The following is a 15,968-nucleotide window of genomic DNA, read 5'->3' on the forward strand; positions in this document are numbered from 1 at the left end:
CGGCCGTCTCGGGCCGGGGCTGACAGTCTGACATGGGTGGTCGCAGGGCCACCTTCACTTTCTGGCCGCAGGGCGGCGTCCGTGAGGGCGCTGCGGCGGCACAACCGATGCTTCACGGATACCTTCCTTCCCTGCTGGACGGCGCTTGGGTGACGCTGCGCGTGGCAGTGTTCTCGCTGCTGCTGGCGCTCGCGCTGGGCCTGCTCGGTGCCTCTTCACGGCTGTCGCCGCATGCGCTGCTGCGGCTGCCGGCGACCGTCTATACCACTGTCGTGCGCGGCATTCCCGACCTGGTGATGATGCTGTTGATCTTCTACGGCGGCCAGGTGGCGATCAACGCGATGACCGACGCGCTCGGCCTGGGCTATGTCGACATCAACCCCTTCGTGGCCGGCGTGGTGACGCTGGGCTTCATCTTCGGTGCCTACTTCACCGAGACCTTCCGTGGCGCCTTCATGGCGGTGCCTGCCGGCCAGCTCGAGGCCGGGCGCGCCTACGGCATGAGCCGCTGGCAGATCTTCTACCGCATCCTGTTCCCGCAGATGCTTCGCCATGCGCTGCCGGGGCTGGGCAACAACTGGCAGGTGATGCAGAAGAGCACGGCGCTGGTGTCGATCATCGGCCTGTCCGACATCACCTGGCTGGCCGACCAGGCTGGGCGCACCACCCATGAGCCCTTCCTGTTCTACATGGTGGTGTGCCTGTTCTACCTTGCGATGACGGCGCTCTCCGGGCTGTTGTTCGGCTGGCTTGAGCGGCGCTATTCGGTCGGTGTGCGGAGGGCTGCCGCATGATCGAATGGAGCCTGTTCGTCGACAGCTGGCCCTCGTACGCGGCAGGGCTGTGGGTGACGCTGCAGCTGACCGTGCTGTCGCTGGGCGCAGGCCTGGTGCTGGCGATCCCGCTGGCGGTGGGGCGGGTGTCGCCGCGGCGATGGGTGGCCCTGCCGGTGTGGGCCTACACTTACTTCTTCCGTGGCACGCCGATGCTGGTGCAGCTGCTGCTGATGTACTACGGCATGGGCCAGTTCGAGTGGGTGCAGGCGCAGTGGGCGGACGGTAGCCACTTCTGGCTCATCTTCCGCGAACCCTACGGCTGCGCGCTGGTGACCTTTGCGCTCAACACCGCGGCCTACACCACCGAGATCCTCGCCGGCGCGCTGCGTGCGACGCCGCACGGGGAGATCGAGGCGGCGCGCGCCTGCGGCATGTCGCGCCCGACCATGCTGCGCCGCATCCTGCTGCCGGGGGCCCTGCGGCGCGCGTTGCCGGCCTACAGCAACGAGGTGATCTTCATGCTGCACGGCACGGCGATCGCCTCCACGGTGACGCTGGTCGACCTGACCGGTGCGGCACGCAACGCCTATTCCCAATTCTTCGCACCCTTCGAAGCCTTCGTCTTCGCGGGCCTGATCTACCTGTGCATCACCTTTGCGCTGGTCGGCCTGTTTCGTGTCGCCGAGCGGCGCTGGCTTGCGCACCTGCAGCCGCGCAAAGCGTTGCGCAAGGCGGCCTGAAGGGCCATGAGGGCAAACGGAACTTCATCCATGACACAACTGAGCGTCGAAGACCTTCACAAGCGCTATGGCGACCACGAGGTGCTCAAGGGCGTCTCGCTGGCGGCCGAATCTGGCGACGTGATCAGCATCATCGGCTCGTCCGGTTCGGGCAAGAGCACCTTCCTGCGCTGCATCAACTTCCTCGAGCAGCCCGACGCCGGTCGCATCAGCGTGGCGGGCGAGGAGATCTGCCTGGTACCTGGCAAGGACGGCCATCTGCGCGTGGCCGATGCCCGCCAGTTGCAGCGCTTGCGCACGCGCCTGGCGATGGTCTTCCAGCATTTCAACCTGTGGGCGCACATGACCGTGCTCGAGAACGTGGTCGAGGCTCCCATCCATGTGCTGGGGGTGTCGAGGAAGGAGGCCCACGAGCGCGCCATGGCCTACCTCGACAAGGTGGGAATCAGCCGCTTCAAGGACAGCTATCCGGCGCACCTGTCGGGCGGTCAGCAGCAGCGCGTGGCGATCGCCCGTGCGCTGGCGATGGAGCCGGCGGTGCTTTTGTTCGACGAGCCGACTTCGGCGCTCGACCCCGAACTGGTGGGCGAGGTGCTGAAGGTGATGCGCGGCCTTGCCGAAGAGGGGCGCACCATGGTCGTGGTGACGCACGAGATGGGCTTCGCGCGCGAGGTGTCGAACAAGGTGATGTTCCTGCACCAGGGCTTGGCCGAGGAGAGCGGCGCGCCCGCCGACGTCTTCGGCCAGCCCCGCAGCGAGCGTCTGCGCCAGTTCCTGTCGGGCAACCTCAAGTAGGCAGGCGGCGCAGGTAGAGTGCAACGGCGCCGGTCGCCAGCACACAGGCGCCCAGCAGCAGTGCAAGGCCGGGCCAGTGACCGGCGCCCCAGGCCGTGCCGGCGACGGTGCCGATGACGCTGGCGCCGAGGTAGTAGCTCGACAGGTAGAGTGCTGAACCGAGCGCCCGCCGCTCGCCTGCACGCTTGCCCACCCAGCCGCTGGCGAGCGCGTGGGCGGCGAAGAATCCGAAGGTGAATACGCCCACGCCGGCGATGATCAGTGCCAGTGGTCGGGCGAGCGTCAGCGCCAGGCCCAGTCCCATCACCACCACCATGATCCACAACACCTTGTGCCGGCCGTGACGGTCCGCCAGGCGGGCGCTCAGCGTCGACGCCCAGGTGCCTACCAGATAAAGCAGGAAGATCGCGCCGATGGCGGTCTGGCCCAGCAGGTAGGGCGCTTCGAGCAGCCGGAAGCCGAGGAAGTTGTAGAGCCCGACGAAGGCGCCCATGGCCAGGAAGGCCACCAGGAAAAGCGCCGGCAGGCCCGGGTCGCGATAGATGGCGAGCGCGTCGCGCAGGATGCGTGCAGGTGTTGCTGCGCGTGGCTGGAAGTGGTGCGAGGGCGGCAGGCGACGCCAGAACAGGACGGCAGAGGCGAGGCCAAGCACGCCGATAACGGCCAGCGCCACCCGCCAGGAGCTCCAGTCGGTGATCAGCGCTGCAATGAAGCGTCCGCTCATGCCGCCCAGCGCATTGCCCGCGATGTAAAGGCCCATCGCCCGCGCCTGCGCGTTGGGGGCGATCTCCTCACCGATGTAGGCCATGGCTGCTGCCGGCAAGCCAGCGATGACAGCGCCGAGCAGGGCGCGCAACACCAGTAGCGAGCCGAAGTCGGGGGCGATCGCCGTCGCGCAGGCCAGGACCGCCGCGATTCCGAGCGCGACCATCATGACCTGCCGGCGGCCGATGCGGTCGGCGAGCACGCTGCCCGGGATCAGCATCAGGGCCAGCCCGGCCGCAGCGGCAGACACCGTGAGACTGGCGCTGGCTGCACCGATGCCGAATTCGTCCGCCAGCAGGGGGAGCAAGGGCTGGGGGCCGTACACCATGGCGAAGGTGGCAAAGCCGCCGACGAACATGGCCAAGTTGGCGCGCCGATAGCCTGGCGTGCCGGCTTCAAGGGGCGCGGGCAATGTGGATGCCGGGATGGCGGCGCCGGCGGTCGGAGCGGGCAGTGGCATGGCGCTTTGAGGTGGCATGTGCAGGCAGGCGGGGAGGGTGATGAACTGCCAGATGATCTTAGGTTGCCGTCGGACTCTTGGTCCAATATATTTGAAAGGCTTTATTCATATATGGATCAGATCAATGGAGCTGAGGCACCTGCGCTACTTCCTTGCCGTGGCGGATGAACTCAACTTCACCCGCGCCGCGGCACGCCTGCATATCGGCCAACCGCCGTTGTCGATGCAGATCCGCGATCTCGAGGACGAATTGGGCGTGCGCTTGTTCGAGCGCAATGCTCGCCGCGTGGCGTTGACGCCGGCTGGCAAGTGCCTGCAGGAGCACGCACAGCGGATCATGGCGGGTGTGCAGGAGGCGGTGGCGCAGACCCAGCGCGTGGCGCGCGGTGAGGCCGGTGAGCTGCGGGTGGGGTTTACTTCGTCGCTGCCCTTCACCGATCTGCTGCCCGATGCGCTGCATGCCTACCGCAAGCGCTATCCCGCGGTACGGCTTCAGCTACGCGAGATGTTCACGCCCGACCAGTTTGGTGCGCTCGGCCGTGACGAGCTCGACGTCGGTTTCGTACGCCTGCAGGGGACTCGTGCGCCGGAGGGGATCCGGATACGGGAGATCGCGCGCAATCCGCTGCGTGTGGTGGTCAATGTTGCGCACAGGCTCGCCAGCGCCGGCTCGGTGTCGTTTGCAGACCTGCACGACGAGGACTTCATCGCCTTCCCGGCCGACGTTGGTACCGATCTGCCCGCCGTGCTGCGTGGCCTGTGCCGCCAGGCCGGCTTCGAGCCGCGCATCGTGCAGGTCGCACGCGAGGCGACGACGCAGATCGGCCTGGTCGCCGCCGGCTTGGGTATTGCCGTTCTGCCTGCGCCGCTCGAAACGGTGCGCATGCCACGTGTACGCTACCTCGCGCTGACCGATCCGGAGGCGGAGTTCAGGCTTGCCGTGGCTACGGCCGAGTCGGCGCAGGGGGCTTTGCTGGCGGGCTTTCTTGCGGTCGTGGATGAGCTTTCGGGCGCAGATGGTCAGGCACCGAAGAAGCGCTGACGGATCTCATGCGGCAACTCCACGCCAGTATGGCGGGCACGCTGCAGCAGCTCCCAGTAGTAGCGGTAGGAGGCGCGGTCGTGCAGGCGGCCCTTGTGCTGGATAGGACCCCACGCGGTGTCCTGTGCGGAGATGAGAATCTCGACCGCCTCCTCGACCTCGGTGAAGTCGGGTTGCATCGCGGCGACGATCGGCAGGATCTGGTTGGGATGGATGCTCCACATGCGCAGGTAGCCAAATTCGCGGCGGGCGCGGTCGGCGTCGTGGCGTATCACCGCCACGTCCCGCAACTCGGTGGTGACGTTGTGCGAGGGTACGACGCCGTTGGCCAGGGCTGCAGCGGCGATGTCGGCCTTGGCACGCACGATGAGTGGGTGCTCGAACTGGCCCGGACTCTTCATCGCACTGCCCGGGATGGCGCCGTGGTGGCCCGAGACGAAGTCCATGAGGCCGAAATCGAGAGACTCGACGCCTTCGAGTGCGGCGATCTCCCAGGCCTCGCGCAAGGCGCCGTGGGTTTCGATGAGCACGTGCACCGGCAGCGCACGCGCCAGGCTGCAGGCCGCTTCGACGCGGCGCAGTTCGTTGATCTGTGTGGCGGCGTCGGCCATGGAGCGTACCTTGGGGAGGGTGACGAAAGCGAGGCGGTGCCCGGCGCCACCGACCAGGATCTCGAGGTCGCGCTGCCAGTGCGGATGGGTGATGTCATGGATGCGCGCGCCGACCCGGCCGAAGTGGTTCTCGGCGCCATTGACCATCTCCACGACCATGTGGGCGTGTTCGGCTTCGGCGCCGGCGGCGGCGCCGTCCTCGCAGTCGCAGGTGATGTCGAACACCGGGCCGAGTTCCTGTTGTAGCTTCAAGGCCTTGAGCATCAGCTTCTCGGCGCCGGCGTAGTGGTCGACGGCGGGAAGGGCAGGGAAGGGCTTTTCACCGGCAAACAGAACTTGGGCGGGGTGAAGCGACATGTCGGGCTCCTCGGGTGGGTGTGGCTCGTCCGCCACGGTGCGATGCAGCGCACGGCAGGCCCCCATGGGGCCCGGAGAAAAAGAAAAGGCCACGGATTTTACCCCGTGGCCTGTCGCAAGGGCGGCACGCGGCCGCCCGCGCGCAGCTTACTTCAGCATGTCGGCAACGGCCGCGCGCTCGTCCTCGAGTTCCTTGAGGGTGATGGCGATCTTGCCTTGGGAGTACTCGTCGATTTCCAGGCCCTGGATGATCTTGAACTGGCCATCCTTGCACTCGCAGGGGAAGCCGAACACGACGCCTTCGGGAATGCCGTAGGAGCCGTCCGAGGGCACGCCCATGGTGACCCAGTCGCTGGAACCCAGCACCCAGTCGCGCACGTGGTCGATGGCGGCGTTCGCGGCCGAAGCAGCCGACGACAGGCCACGGGCCTCGATGATGGCAGCGCCGCGCTTGCCGACGGTGGGCAGGAACACGTCGTTGTTCCAGGCGTGGTCATTGATCAGCGCCTTGACGCTGTCACCGTTCGACTCGCAGAAGCGGTAGTCGGCGTACATGGAGGGCGAGTGGTTGCCCCACACCACCATCTTCTTGAGCGACGACACTTCACGGCCGGACTTGGCGGCGAGCTGCGACAGCGCGCGGTTGTGGTCCAGGCGCAGCATGCCGTGGTAGTTGTTCGGGTTGGTGCGGCCGACCTTGATGGCGGCGGCGCGAGCGATGTAGGCGTTGGTGTTGCAGGGGTTGCCCACGACCAGCACGCGAACGTCTTCCTTGGCGTTTTCAGCGATGGCCTTGCCCTGGACGGTAAAGATGGCACCGTTGGCGGTCAGCAGGTCGGCGCGCTCCATGCCGGGACCACGCGGACGGGCGCCGACGAGCAGGCAGACGTCAGCATCCTTGAAGGCGACGTTCGGGTCGTCGGTGGCGATCATGCCGGCCAGCAGCGGGAAGGCGCAGTCTTCCAGCTCCATCATGACGCCCTTGACTGCCTTCTGTGCCTGGGGCAGGTCGAGCAGTTGCAGGATGACGGGCTGGTCCTTGCCCAGCATCTCGCCGCTGGCGATGCGGAACAGCAGGCTGTAGCCGATCTGGCCGGCGGCGCCGGTGACAGCGACGCGCATGGGGGCTTTGCTCATGTGGATACTCCCTCAAGTAAGACGGTCTAGGTTGTCCTGGATTGCTGCCCGGCGCCTGCAGTGCGCATGCTGACCACAAGCGTCCGCACCCCGAATGACAGGGGTCGAAACGAGCGCGGGGATACTAATGCGAACGGGCTGTGCTGTCAAATGTCGTTTTATATCTTATATAAGACATAAGACATGCTATGGACTGCATTTTAATTTTGTGATCAAATGCGCGCATGTCACATGAGGCGCCCACCTTCAGTCCGCTTTACCGTCAGATCAAGGCCCTGATTCTACAGGCTCTTGAGGCAGGCGAGTGGCGTCCTGGTCAGGCCATTCCAAGCGAGCAGGAGCTTGCCGCCCGGTTCAGTGTGTCGCAGGGTACCGTGCGCAAGGCGATCGATGAGATGGCGGCGGACAACCTGCTGGTGCGCAAACAGGGCAAGGGTACCTATGTCGCATCGCACAACGATCCGCGCGCGCTGTTCAGGTTCTTGCGCCTCGTGCCGAATGACGGCGATCTCTCTCCGCCGCAGAGTGTGCCGCTTGATTGCTGGCGCGCGAAGGCAGGGCAGGAGGCCTCGCGCATGCTCGGCATCGAGCCCGGTGCGCCGATCATCATCGTGCGCCGTTTGCTCAAGTTCGCGACCCGGCCTGTCGTCATCGACGAAATCTATCTCCCCGGCGAGGTTTTTCAGGGGCTGACGGCCGAGGTGCTGCAGGGATGGAACAGTTCGCTGTACAGCCTGTTCGAGACTCGTTTCGGTTTGCGCATGATTCGCGCCCAGGAGCGCATTCGAGCCGTTGCGGCTGACCGCGGGGCGAGCGAGGCGCTCAAGGTGGCCGAAGGGACGCCGCTGCTTTCGGTAGAGCGTGTCACCTACACCTATGGCGACAAGCCGGTCGAATGGCGGCGTGGTTTGTATTCGACGGCCGACCATTATTATCTGAATGAACTGAATTGAACGCGCCGGACATGAAATGTCGGCGTCGGGCAGGGCTATAATTATGTGTTTTTTCGGAGTCAGCGACGGCCGTCGTCGCACATGCAGAGGGGAGTCTTCATGTCAGAAGTGACAGTGCGCAAACCGAGGCCGAAGCATCTGGCCTTGAATCAGATCCGGCTGCCATTGCCGGGAATCGTCTCGATCCTTCACCGGGTCAGTGGTGCAGGCTTGTTCCTGCTGTTGCCCTTCCTGCTTTATCTGCTCGATCGCAGCCTGGGTTCCGCGCAGACCTTCGAGACCTTTAGTGCTGTGGTTGGCAATCCGCTCGTCAAGTTGCTGCTGCTCGGTCTGCTGTGGGCCTATCTGCATCACTTTTGCGCCGGCATCCGCTTCCTGCTGCTCGACATGCACAAGGGAACCGAGCTTGCCGCGGCGCGCAAGTCCTCGCAGATCGTTCTTGCAGTCAGCATTGCGCTGACCCTCATCATCGGGGTGAAACTATGGTGAAACGTCAACCCGTCGGCGCGCATTACGGTCTGAAGGACTGGATCGCGCAGCGCGCAACTGCCGTGTTCATGGCGATCTACACGGTCATCTTCGCCGTCTGTGCGCTGGCCCTTCCCGAGCTCAGCTATGAGGCGTGGTCGGGCCTGTTCTCGAACGGTCTGTTCAAGTTCCTCAGCTTCCTGTTCTTCCTGTCGCTCTTCTATCACGCCTGGATCGGCGTGCGTGACATCTGGATGGACTACGTCAAGCCGACCGGTGTGCGCCTGGCGCTGCATCTCGTCACCCTCTTCCTGCTCGTCGGCTACGCCGGCTGGGCTGCCCAGATCCTGTGGAGGCTCTAAGCGTGAACGTCGCTAAGCGTACCTTTGATGCAGTCATCGTCGGCGCGGGTGGCGCCGGCCTGCGTGCGGCCCTGCAGTTGTCCGAAGCCGGCCTCAAGACCGCCGTGTTGACCAAGGTTTTCCCGACTCGCTCGCACACCGTGGCGGCGCAGGGTGGAGTGGCAGCCTCGCTCGGCAACTCCACCGAGGACAACTGGCACTGGCACATGTACGACACCGTGAAGGGGTCGGACTGGCTGGGTGACCAGGATGCCATCGAGTTCATGTGCAAGAAGGCCAACGAGGTCGTCATCGAACTCGAGCACTACGGCATGCCCTTCGATCGTACCGACAACGGCAAGATCTACCAGCGTCCGTTCGGTGGCCACTCGATGAACTACGGTCAGGCACCCGTGATGCGCTCCTGTGCAGCGGCCGACCGTACCGGCCACGCCATGCTGCATGCGCTCTATCAGCGCAACGTGCGTGCCAACACCCAGTTCTTCGTCGAGTGGATGGCGCTCGACCTGATTCGCGATGCTGACGGCGACGTGCTCGGTGTCACCGCAATGGAGATGGAAACTGGCGAGGTCTCGATCTTCCACGCCAAAGCCACCGTGTTCGCCACGGGCGGTGCCGGCCGTATCTACTACTCCTCCACCAATGCCTTCATCAACACCGGTGACGGCGTGGGCATGGCGGCGCGCGCCGGTATCCCGCTCGAAGACATGGAGTTCTGGCAGTTCCACCCGACCGGCGTGGCCGGCGCGGGCGTGCTGATCACCGAGGGTGTGCGCGGCGAAGGCGGCATCCTGCGCAACGCTTCGGGCGAGCGCTTCATGGAGCGCTATGCGCCCAACCTGAAGGACCTTGCCTCCCGTGACGTGGTGTCACGCGCGATGACGACCGAGATCAACGAGGGCCGTGGCTGTGGGCCCGACAAGGATCACGTGCTCCTCGACATCACGCACCTGTCGCCCGATACCATCATGAAGCGCCTGCCTGGCATCCGCGAGATTGCGATCCAGTTCGCCGGCGTGGATCCGATCAAGGCGCCGATCCCGGTCGTGCCGACCTGCCACTACCAGATGGGCGGCATCCCGACTAACTACAAGGGTCAGGTCGTGGTGCCCAAGGACGGCAACCCGAACAGCCCGGTGGCCGGCTTCTACGCTGCAGGCGAGTGCGCCTGCGCCTCGGTGCACGGCGCCAACCGCCTCGGTACCAACTCGCTGCTCGACCTGCTCGTTTTCGGCAAGTCGGCGGGCGAAACCGTGGTCGAGGACTTCCAGTCGGGTCAGCTCAAGCTCAAGCCGCTGCCGGCCGACGCCGCCGACGTGTCGCTGGCACGACTGGCTCGACTCGACGGCCAGACCAAGGGCGAGAGCGTGTTCGACGTGGGCCTGGAAATGCGTCGCACCATGCAGAAGCATGCCGGCGTTTTCCGTTTCGACGCCTTGCTCAAGGAAGGTGTGCAGAAGATCGGCGAGGTTGCAGAGCGTGCCAAGCGTACCGAGATCTCGGACCAGTCCAAGGTCTGGAACGTGGCGCGCATGGAGGCGCTCGAGCTCGACAACCTCATCGAGGTCGCCCGTGCCACCATGGTTTCGGCCGAGGCTCGCAAGGAGTCGCGCGGTGCCCACGTGCGCGATGATGCGCCCGATACGCCGGAGAATCCGAACGGCCGTGACGATGCCAACTGGCTCAAGCACACCCTGTGGTACAGCGAAGGCAACCGTCTTGACTACAAGCCGGTCAACCTGAAGCCGCTGTCCGACGACGTCGAGCCGATCGCGCTCGCCAAGCGCACTTACTGAGCGCCCGGGAGAAATACTCATGACCAAGCGTACCGTTCATTTCAAGATCTACCGCTACGACCCGGACAAGGACGAGAAGCCCTACATGCAGGACATCTCGGTCGAGCTCGAGCCGTCCGACAAGAAGCTGCTGGATGCGCTCGTGCGCCTGCGGGCCAAGGACGATTCGATGTCCTTCCGCCGTTCCTGCCGTGAAGGTGTGTGCGGCTCGGACGCGATGAACATCAACGGCAAGAACGGTCTGGCTTGCCTGACCGACATCGACAGCCTGGAGCAGCCGGTCACGCTGCGCCCGCTGCCGGGACTGCCGGTCATCCGCGACCTGATCGTGGACATGACCCAGTTCTTCAAGCAGTACCACTCGATCAAGCCCTACCTCGTCAACAACGATCCCGCACCCGAGCGCGAGCGCCTGCAGACGCCGGAGGACCGCGAGGAGCTCAACGGTCTGTACGAGTGCATCCTGTGCGCATGCTGCTCGACGTCCTGCCCGTCGTTCTGGTGGAATCCCGACAAGTTCGTCGGTCCGGCCGGCCTGCTTGCGGCCTACCGTTTCCTGGCCGACACCCGCGACCAGGATACCAATGCACGCCTCGACAACCTCGAGGATCCGTACCGCCTGTTCCGCTGCCACTCGATCATGAACTGCGTCGATGTCTGTCCGAAGGGTCTCAATCCGACCCGCGCGATTGGCAAGATCAAGGACATGATGGTCCGGCGTGCGGTATAAATACGGATTGACGCCATGAGCATCAACAGGGGGCGCGTGCGCTGGCAGTGTCGGCGGGCTCTTCTCGAACTCGACCTTGTGTTCACGCGCTTCCTGGAGCGGGATTTCGATCGTCTCACCGACGATCAGGTTGCGGATCTGGAGGAACTGCTGCGCTGTGACGACTACGACATCTGGGCGATGGTCAATGGCAGCAAGGCATGTGAAGTGGACCGCTGGAAGGAGATGATCGGCCTGCTGCGCCAGCGCTGAGGCGGCAGGTACGGTCACGATACGACAAGCAGTTAAACCGGCAAGTAGAAGGGACGATCTATGAGCACTGAACGCACTGCAACGCTAACCGTCGATGGCAAGACCGTCGAATTCCCGGTGATGACCGGTACCCATGGTCAGGATGTGATCGACATCCGCACCCTGGGCGGCAAGACCGGCCTGTTTACCTACGACTCGGGTTTTCTGTCGACTGCAAGCTGCAAGTCGAAGATCACCTTCATCGACGGCGACAAGGGTGAACTGCTGTATCGCGGCTACCCGATCGAGCAACTCGCCGAGAAGTGCAACTTCCTGGAAGTTGCCTACCTGCTCAAGAACGGCGAATTGCCGAACGCGCAGCAGCGCACGGAGTTCGAGGGTGTCATCAAGAACCACACCATGGTTCATGATCAGCTGACCCGCTTCTACAACGGTTTCCGCCGTGACGCGCATCCGATGGCGATCATGGTTGGTGTTGTCGGTGCACTGTCGGCCTTCTACCACGATGCGATGGACTTCTCCGACGAAGCGCATCGCAACGTGTCGATCAATCGTCTGATCGCCAAGCTGCCGACCATTGTGGCGATGGCCTACAAGTACAACACGGGCCAGCCGTTCATGTATCCGCGCAACGATCTTGGCTACACCGCCAACTTCATGCACATGATGTTCGGTACGCCGTGCGAGAAGTACGAGCCGAACCCGGTGCTGGTGCGCGCGCTCGACGTGATCTTCACGCTGCACGCCGACCACGAGCAGAACGCATCGACCTCGACGGTCCGCCTCGCCGGCTCGTCGGGTGCCAACCCGTTTGCCTGCATCTCGGCAGGTATCGCCTGCCTTTGGGGCCCGGCGCATGGCGGTGCGAACGAAGCCTGCCTGAACATGCTGGAAGAGATCGGCGACGTGTCGCGCGTCGGCGAGTACATCAAGCGCGCCAAGGACAAGAACGACAGCTTCAAGCTGATGGGTTTCGGTCACCGCGTGTACAAGAACTTCGATCCGCGTGCCAAGCTGATGGGCAAGGTGTGCGCCGACGTGCTTGGCGAGCTGGGTCTCGAGAACGATCGCCTGTTCAAGCTTGCGAAGGAACTCGAGCGCATTGCGCTGGAAGACGAGTACTTCGTGGAGAAGAAGCTCTACCCGAACGTCGACTTCTACTCGGGCATCGTGCAGAAGGCGCTGGGTATCCCGACTTCCATGTTCACCTGCATCTTCGCGCTGGCGCGTACGGTGGGCTGGATCACCCAGTGGGAAGAGATGATTACCGATCCCGAGTACAAGATCGGTCGTCCGCGTCAGCTCTACATCGGAGCTGCGCGTCGCGACGTTCCGTCGCTCGAACAGCGTCCGTAAGAGACGATGGAGAGAGGGAGGAGGCTTCGCCAACTCTGATGATTGCGGGGTGGCTGCGCGTGCGCGGTCATCCCGTTTTTCCTTCAGGGACGAAGGTGCAGCTTTCCAAGCATTGCAGCAAGAAGAAAGCACGACAACAGAACACGACAGGTGGCCTTCACCATGATGAAGCAACTCGAACAGACCTCGCATTTGTTCGGCTCGAACGCGCCGTTCATTGAAGAGCAATACGAAAACTACCTCGCCGATCCGGCTTCGGTTTCCGAAGAGTGGCGCGAATACTTTGACAAGCTGCAGAGCCAGGCCGGCGCTGCGCAGCGCGACGTGGCCCATGGGCCGGTGATCGCTGCGTTCGAGCAGATGGCCAAGCGTGGCCCGGTGCGTACCGTGGTCACCGGTGGCGGTGAGGACAAGCAGCAGGTTTCGGTCCTGCAGCTCATCAACGCCTACCGTTTCCTCGGCAACCGCTGGGCCAATCTCGATCCGCTCAAGCGCGTTGAACGGCCGCAGATTGCCGAGCTCGAGCCCTCGTACTACGGCTTCACAGAGGCCGACCTGTCGAAGAGCTTCAATGTCGGCTCCTTCCACGGGTTCTCGACCGAACACGCCAGCCTGCGCGAGATCCTCGAGGCGCTGCGTCAGACCTATTGCGGGTCTATCGGTGCCGAGTACATGTACATGACCGACATCGCGCAGAAGCGCTGGATCCAGAGTCGGCTGGAGAGCGTGCGCGGGACGCCGAAGTTCTCGCTCGAGATGAAGAAGCGCATTCTCGAGCGCACCACGGCCGCCGAGACGCTCGAGCGCTACCTGCATACCAAGTATGTGGGTCAGAAGCGTTTCTCGCTCGAAGGTGGCGAGACCGCAATCGTGGCGATGGACGAGATCATTCGAGTGGCGGGCAGCCTGGGTGTGGCCGAGACGGTGATCGGCATGGCACACCGTGGCCGCCTCAACGTGCTCGTCAACACCCTGGGCAAGTCGCCGTCGATGCTGTTCTCGGAGTTCGAGGGCAAGGCGGCAGCCGACCTGACCGCGGGTGACGTCAAGTACCACATGGGCTTCTCGAGCGACGTCATGACCCCGGGCGGTCCGATGCACCTGACCCTGGCGTTCAACCCCTCGCACCTCGAGATCATCAATCCGGTGGTTGCGGGTTCGGTCTACGCGCGCCAGGTTCGCCGCGGCGATGCCGAAAAGCGCGAAGTGCTGCCGGTGCTGATCCACGGTGACGCCGCGGTCGCTGGGCAGGGCGTGAACCAGGAGATGCTGAACTTCTCCCAGACCCGCGGCTACGGCACGGGCGGGACGATGCACATCGTCGTCAACAACCAGATCGGTTTCACCACCTCCGATCCGCGCGACTACCGCTCCTCGCTGTACTGCACCGACATCTTCAAGATGGTCGAAGCACCGATCTTCCATGTGAACGGTGACGATCCCGAGGCGGTGGCCTTCGTGACTGCGCTGGCGATCGAGTTCCGCCAGGAGTTCAAGAAGGACGTCGTCGTCGACATCATCTGCTTCCGCAAGCTCGGCCACAACGAGCAGGACGAGCCGATGGTGACTCAGCCGCTGATGTACCGCAGCATCCAGAAGCACCCCGGCACCCGCAAGCTCTACGCCGACCGCCTGGTTGCCGAGGGCAGCATCTCCGCCGATGAGCCGGAGAGGATGATCGCCGAGTACCGCGAGCATCTCGACCGCGGCGAGCTGCTCTACAACCCGGTGCTGTCCGGGCACAATCGCCAGCATGCAGTGGACTGGACGCCCTACCTCAAGCAGCCCTACACCGACGCCGCCGAGACAGCGATCCCGACGCAGGAGGTCAAGCGCCTGGGTGAGCGCCTGAGCACGGTTCCCGAGGGCTTCGCGCTGCATTCCCGCGTCAAGAAGATCATCGATGATCGAGCCGCAATGGCCCGTGGCGAGCTGCCGCTCGACTGGGGCATGGGTGAGAACCTGGCCTATGCGAGCCTTTTGGCACAGGGCTACGGTGTGCGCATCTCGGGCGAAGACGTGAATCGCGGCACCTTCTTCCACCGCCACGCTGCACTCCACGACCAGAAGCGCGAGCGCTGGGACGAAGGGACCTACAAGCCGCTCGAGCACATCCAGGATGGCCAGGCGCGCTTCCAGTGTTTCGACTCGGTGCTGTCGGAAGAAGCGCTGCTCGCCTTCGAGTATGGCTATTCAACTGCCGAACCCAACGAGCTCGTGGTCTGGGAAGCCCAGTTCGGCGACTTCGTCAACGGCGCCCAGGTGGTGATCGACCAGTTCATCAGCTCCGGTGAGGCCAAATGGGGTCGCCTGTCGGGCCTGGTGATGATGCTGCCGCACGGCTACGAAGGCCAGGGGCCGGAGCACTCGTCGGCGCGTCCCGAGCGTTTCATGAACATGGCGGCTGAGAACAACTGGCAGATCTGCGTGCCGACCACGCCCGCGCAGATCTTCCACCTGCTGCGGCGGCAGATGGTGCGCCGCCTGCGCAAGCCGCTGATCATCATCACGCCGAAGTCGCTGCTGCGCCACAAGGAGGCGATCTCGTCGATCGAGGAACTGGCCAACGGCCGCTTCCAGACCGTGATCCCGGAGATCGAGCAGCTCGACCCGAAGAAGGTCAAGCGTGTGGTGCTGTGCCAGGGCAAGATCTACTACGAGCTGCTGGCGCATCGCCGTGAGAACAAGATCACCGACACGGCACTGGTGCGTGTTGAACAGCTCTATCCCTTCCCCGAAAGCGATTTCGCCAAGGCGATCGAGCAGTTCCCGAACGCCAAGGAAGTCGTCTGGTGCCAGGAAGAGCCGCGCAACCAGGGGGCGTGGTACTGGCTGGCCTCGCGTCAGCATCTGGTCAATGTGCTCGGTACCAAGCGCAAGCTACTGCTCGTCAGCCGTCCGGCAGCGGCGTCGCCCGCGGTTGGTTACTATGCCAAGCACAACCAGCAGCAGAAGGCGGTGATCGAGCACGCATTCGGCCCGATCCAGGAAACCACACCGCAGTCCCCGCACTGATAGAACAACCAGGGAGATTAATCCATGCTGATCGAAGTCAAAGTACCGCAGCTGTCCGAGTCCGTTTCGGAGGCCACCCTCGTTTCCTGGCACAAGAAGGAAGGCGATGCCGTCTCGCGCGACGAGAACCTCATCGACATCGAGACCGACAAGGTCGTGCTCGAGACGCCGGCACCGGCCGATGGCGTGCTCGTCAAGCTCATCAAGCAAAACGGCGACACCGTGACCTCGGGCGAGCTGATCGCCCAGATCGACACCGAAGCCAAGGCTGCGGGCGCCGCTGCGCCGGTTGCCGCGCCGGTGCAGGCGGTGACGCCGCCGCCGGCCGCTCCCGCCGCCTCGGCCGCGGGTGC

16 protein-coding genes are annotated in these 15,968 nt (G+C 64.2%); 13 read left to right on the forward strand and 3 right to left on the reverse strand.

Translation table 11 applies throughout. The features are described 5' to 3' along the window. The first annotated feature begins 107 nt into the window (after window positions 1–107). From C662_RS03300 to C662_RS03310, 3 genes are read left to right on the forward strand one after another with little or no spacing between them, the layout of a single operon-like run. Window positions 108–794, forward strand: a complete 687-nt coding sequence (locus C662_RS03300) for an ABC transporter permease (RefSeq protein ID WP_002924923.1) — start codon at window positions 108–110, stop codon at window positions 792–794. Next, complete coding sequence (locus C662_RS03305; protein WP_002924927.1) at window positions 791–1,516, forward strand: ABC transporter permease; 726 nt, start codon at window positions 791–793, stop codon at window positions 1,514–1,516. The genes C662_RS03300 and C662_RS03305 overlap by 4 nt, the downstream gene beginning before the upstream one ends. A gap of 30 nt (window positions 1,517–1,546) precedes the next feature. Further along, window positions 1,547–2,311 (forward strand): ABC transporter ATP-binding protein, encoded by a 765-nt coding sequence (locus tag C662_RS03310; RefSeq protein ID WP_002924929.1) that lies wholly within the window; start codon window positions 1,547–1,549, stop codon window positions 2,309–2,311. On the opposite strand, the gene C662_RS03315 is transcribed toward C662_RS03310, so the two are convergent. Continuing rightward, a complete protein-coding gene (locus C662_RS03315) occupies window positions 2,304–3,434 on the reverse strand; it encodes an MFS transporter (RefSeq protein WP_002924930.1) in 1,131 nt (376 codons plus the stop codon). The two genes, C662_RS03310 and C662_RS03315, sit on opposite strands and share 8 nt — an antisense overlap. Before the next feature lie 226 nt (window positions 3,435–3,660). Between C662_RS03315 and C662_RS03320 the strand changes: the two genes are divergently transcribed. After that, window positions 3,661–4,578 (forward strand): LysR substrate-binding domain-containing protein, encoded by a 918-nt coding sequence (locus C662_RS03320; protein ID WP_002924931.1) that lies wholly within the window; start codon window positions 3,661–3,663, stop codon window positions 4,576–4,578. On the opposite strand, the gene C662_RS03325 is transcribed toward C662_RS03320, so the two are convergent. Next, a complete protein-coding gene (locus C662_RS03325; RefSeq protein ID WP_002924933.1) occupies window positions 4,557–5,546 on the reverse strand; it encodes an HpcH/HpaI aldolase/citrate lyase family protein in 990 nt (329 codons plus the stop codon). The two genes, C662_RS03320 and C662_RS03325, sit on opposite strands and share 22 nt — an antisense overlap. A gap of 147 nt (window positions 5,547–5,693) precedes the next feature. Then, window positions 5,694–6,683, reverse strand: a complete 990-nt coding sequence (locus tag C662_RS03330; protein WP_002924935.1) for a malate dehydrogenase — start codon at window positions 6,681–6,683, stop codon at window positions 5,694–5,696. A gap of 224 nt (window positions 6,684–6,907) precedes the next feature. Between C662_RS03330 and C662_RS03335 the strand changes: the two genes are divergently transcribed. The 9 genes from C662_RS03335 to C662_RS03375 form a co-directional block, all read left to right on the forward strand. Continuing rightward, window positions 6,908–7,636 carry a GntR family transcriptional regulator gene (locus C662_RS03335; protein ID WP_002924937.1) on the forward strand — a complete coding sequence of 243 codons (729 nt, stop codon included), beginning with the start codon at window positions 6,908–6,910 and terminating at the stop codon, window positions 7,634–7,636. Window positions 7,637–7,735: 99 nt separating this feature from the next. Further along, on the forward strand, window positions 7,736–8,125 hold the full coding sequence (gene sdhC, locus C662_RS03340) for a succinate dehydrogenase, cytochrome b556 subunit (RefSeq protein WP_002924940.1): 390 nt from the start codon (window positions 7,736–7,738) through the stop codon (window positions 8,123–8,125). Continuing rightward, window positions 8,119–8,466 carry a succinate dehydrogenase, hydrophobic membrane anchor protein gene (gene sdhD, locus C662_RS03345; protein WP_002924942.1) on the forward strand — a complete coding sequence of 116 codons (348 nt, stop codon included), beginning with the start codon at window positions 8,119–8,121 and terminating at the stop codon, window positions 8,464–8,466. The genes sdhC and sdhD overlap by 7 nt, the downstream gene beginning before the upstream one ends. A gap of 2 nt (window positions 8,467–8,468) precedes the next feature. Further along, window positions 8,469–10,262, forward strand: coding sequence for a succinate dehydrogenase flavoprotein subunit (sdhA, locus tag C662_RS03350; protein ID WP_002924945.1), 1,794 nt, complete (start codon window positions 8,469–8,471; stop codon window positions 10,260–10,262). Window positions 10,263–10,281: 19 nt separating this feature from the next. Then, window positions 10,282–10,992, forward strand: coding sequence for a succinate dehydrogenase iron-sulfur subunit (locus tag C662_RS03355; RefSeq protein ID WP_002924946.1), 711 nt, complete (start codon window positions 10,282–10,284; stop codon window positions 10,990–10,992). A 15-nt stretch (window positions 10,993–11,007) separates the two neighbouring features. Next, window positions 11,008–11,244: an FAD assembly factor SdhE gene (locus tag C662_RS03360; protein ID WP_002924948.1), complete on the forward strand. Its 237-nt coding sequence runs from the start codon at window positions 11,008–11,010 to the stop codon at window positions 11,242–11,244. Window positions 11,245–11,304: 60 nt separating this feature from the next. Continuing rightward, window positions 11,305–12,600 (forward strand): citrate synthase, encoded by a 1,296-nt coding sequence (gltA, locus tag C662_RS03365; protein WP_002924950.1) that lies wholly within the window; start codon window positions 11,305–11,307, stop codon window positions 12,598–12,600. A 162-nt stretch (window positions 12,601–12,762) separates the two neighbouring features. Then, window positions 12,763–15,615, forward strand: coding sequence for a 2-oxoglutarate dehydrogenase E1 component (locus C662_RS03370; protein ID WP_037982947.1), 2,853 nt, complete (start codon window positions 12,763–12,765; stop codon window positions 15,613–15,615). Between the two features lie 24 nt (window positions 15,616–15,639). Then, window positions 15,640–15,968, forward strand: a 329-nt coding sequence (locus C662_RS03375) for a biotin/lipoyl-containing protein (RefSeq protein WP_002924962.1), incomplete at its 3' end; no start/stop codon positions are given.

Source organism: Thauera sp. 28 (assembly GCF_000310145.2).
Taxonomy (GTDB): Bacteria; Pseudomonadota; Gammaproteobacteria; order Burkholderiales; family Rhodocyclaceae; genus Thauera; species Thauera mechernichensis.

Excerpts from the sequence above, each read along its gene's own strand:
- sdhD (WP_002924942.1), top strand. The coding sequence starts at position 8,119 with ATGGTGAAACGTCAACCCGTCGGCGCGCATTACGGTCTGAAGGACTGG.
- C662_RS03335 (WP_002924937.1), top strand. The coding sequence starts at position 6,908 with ATGTCACATGAGGCGCCCACCTTCAGTCCGCTTTACCGTCAGATCAAG.
- C662_RS03315 (WP_002924930.1), bottom strand. The coding sequence starts at position 3,434 with ATGTTCGTCGGCGGCTTTGCCACCTTCGCCATGGTGTACGGCCCCCAG.
- C662_RS03300 (WP_002924923.1), top strand. The coding sequence starts at position 108 with ATGCTTCACGGATACCTTCCTTCCCTGCTGGACGGCGCTTGGGTGACG.
- gltA (WP_002924950.1), top strand. The coding sequence starts at position 11,305 with ATGAGCACTGAACGCACTGCAACGCTAACCGTCGATGGCAAGACCGTC.
- C662_RS03355 (WP_002924946.1), top strand. The coding sequence starts at position 10,282 with ATGACCAAGCGTACCGTTCATTTCAAGATCTACCGCTACGACCCGGAC.
- C662_RS03330 (WP_002924935.1), bottom strand. The coding sequence starts at position 6,683 with ATGAGCAAAGCCCCCATGCGCGTCGCTGTCACCGGCGCCGCCGGCCAG.
- C662_RS03320 (WP_002924931.1), top strand. The coding sequence starts at position 3,661 with ATGGAGCTGAGGCACCTGCGCTACTTCCTTGCCGTGGCGGATGAACTC.
- C662_RS03310 (WP_002924929.1), top strand. The coding sequence starts at position 1,547 with ATGACACAACTGAGCGTCGAAGACCTTCACAAGCGCTATGGCGACCAC.
- C662_RS03370 (WP_037982947.1), top strand. The coding sequence starts at position 12,763 with ATGATGAAGCAACTCGAACAGACCTCGCATTTGTTCGGCTCGAACGCG.
- sdhC (WP_002924940.1), top strand. The coding sequence starts at position 7,736 with ATGTCAGAAGTGACAGTGCGCAAACCGAGGCCGAAGCATCTGGCCTTG.
- C662_RS03360 (WP_002924948.1), top strand. The coding sequence starts at position 11,008 with ATGAGCATCAACAGGGGGCGCGTGCGCTGGCAGTGTCGGCGGGCTCTT.
- C662_RS03325 (WP_002924933.1), bottom strand. The coding sequence starts at position 5,546 with ATGTCGCTTCACCCCGCCCAAGTTCTGTTTGCCGGTGAAAAGCCCTTC.
- C662_RS03305 (WP_002924927.1), top strand. The coding sequence starts at position 791 with ATGATCGAATGGAGCCTGTTCGTCGACAGCTGGCCCTCGTACGCGGCA.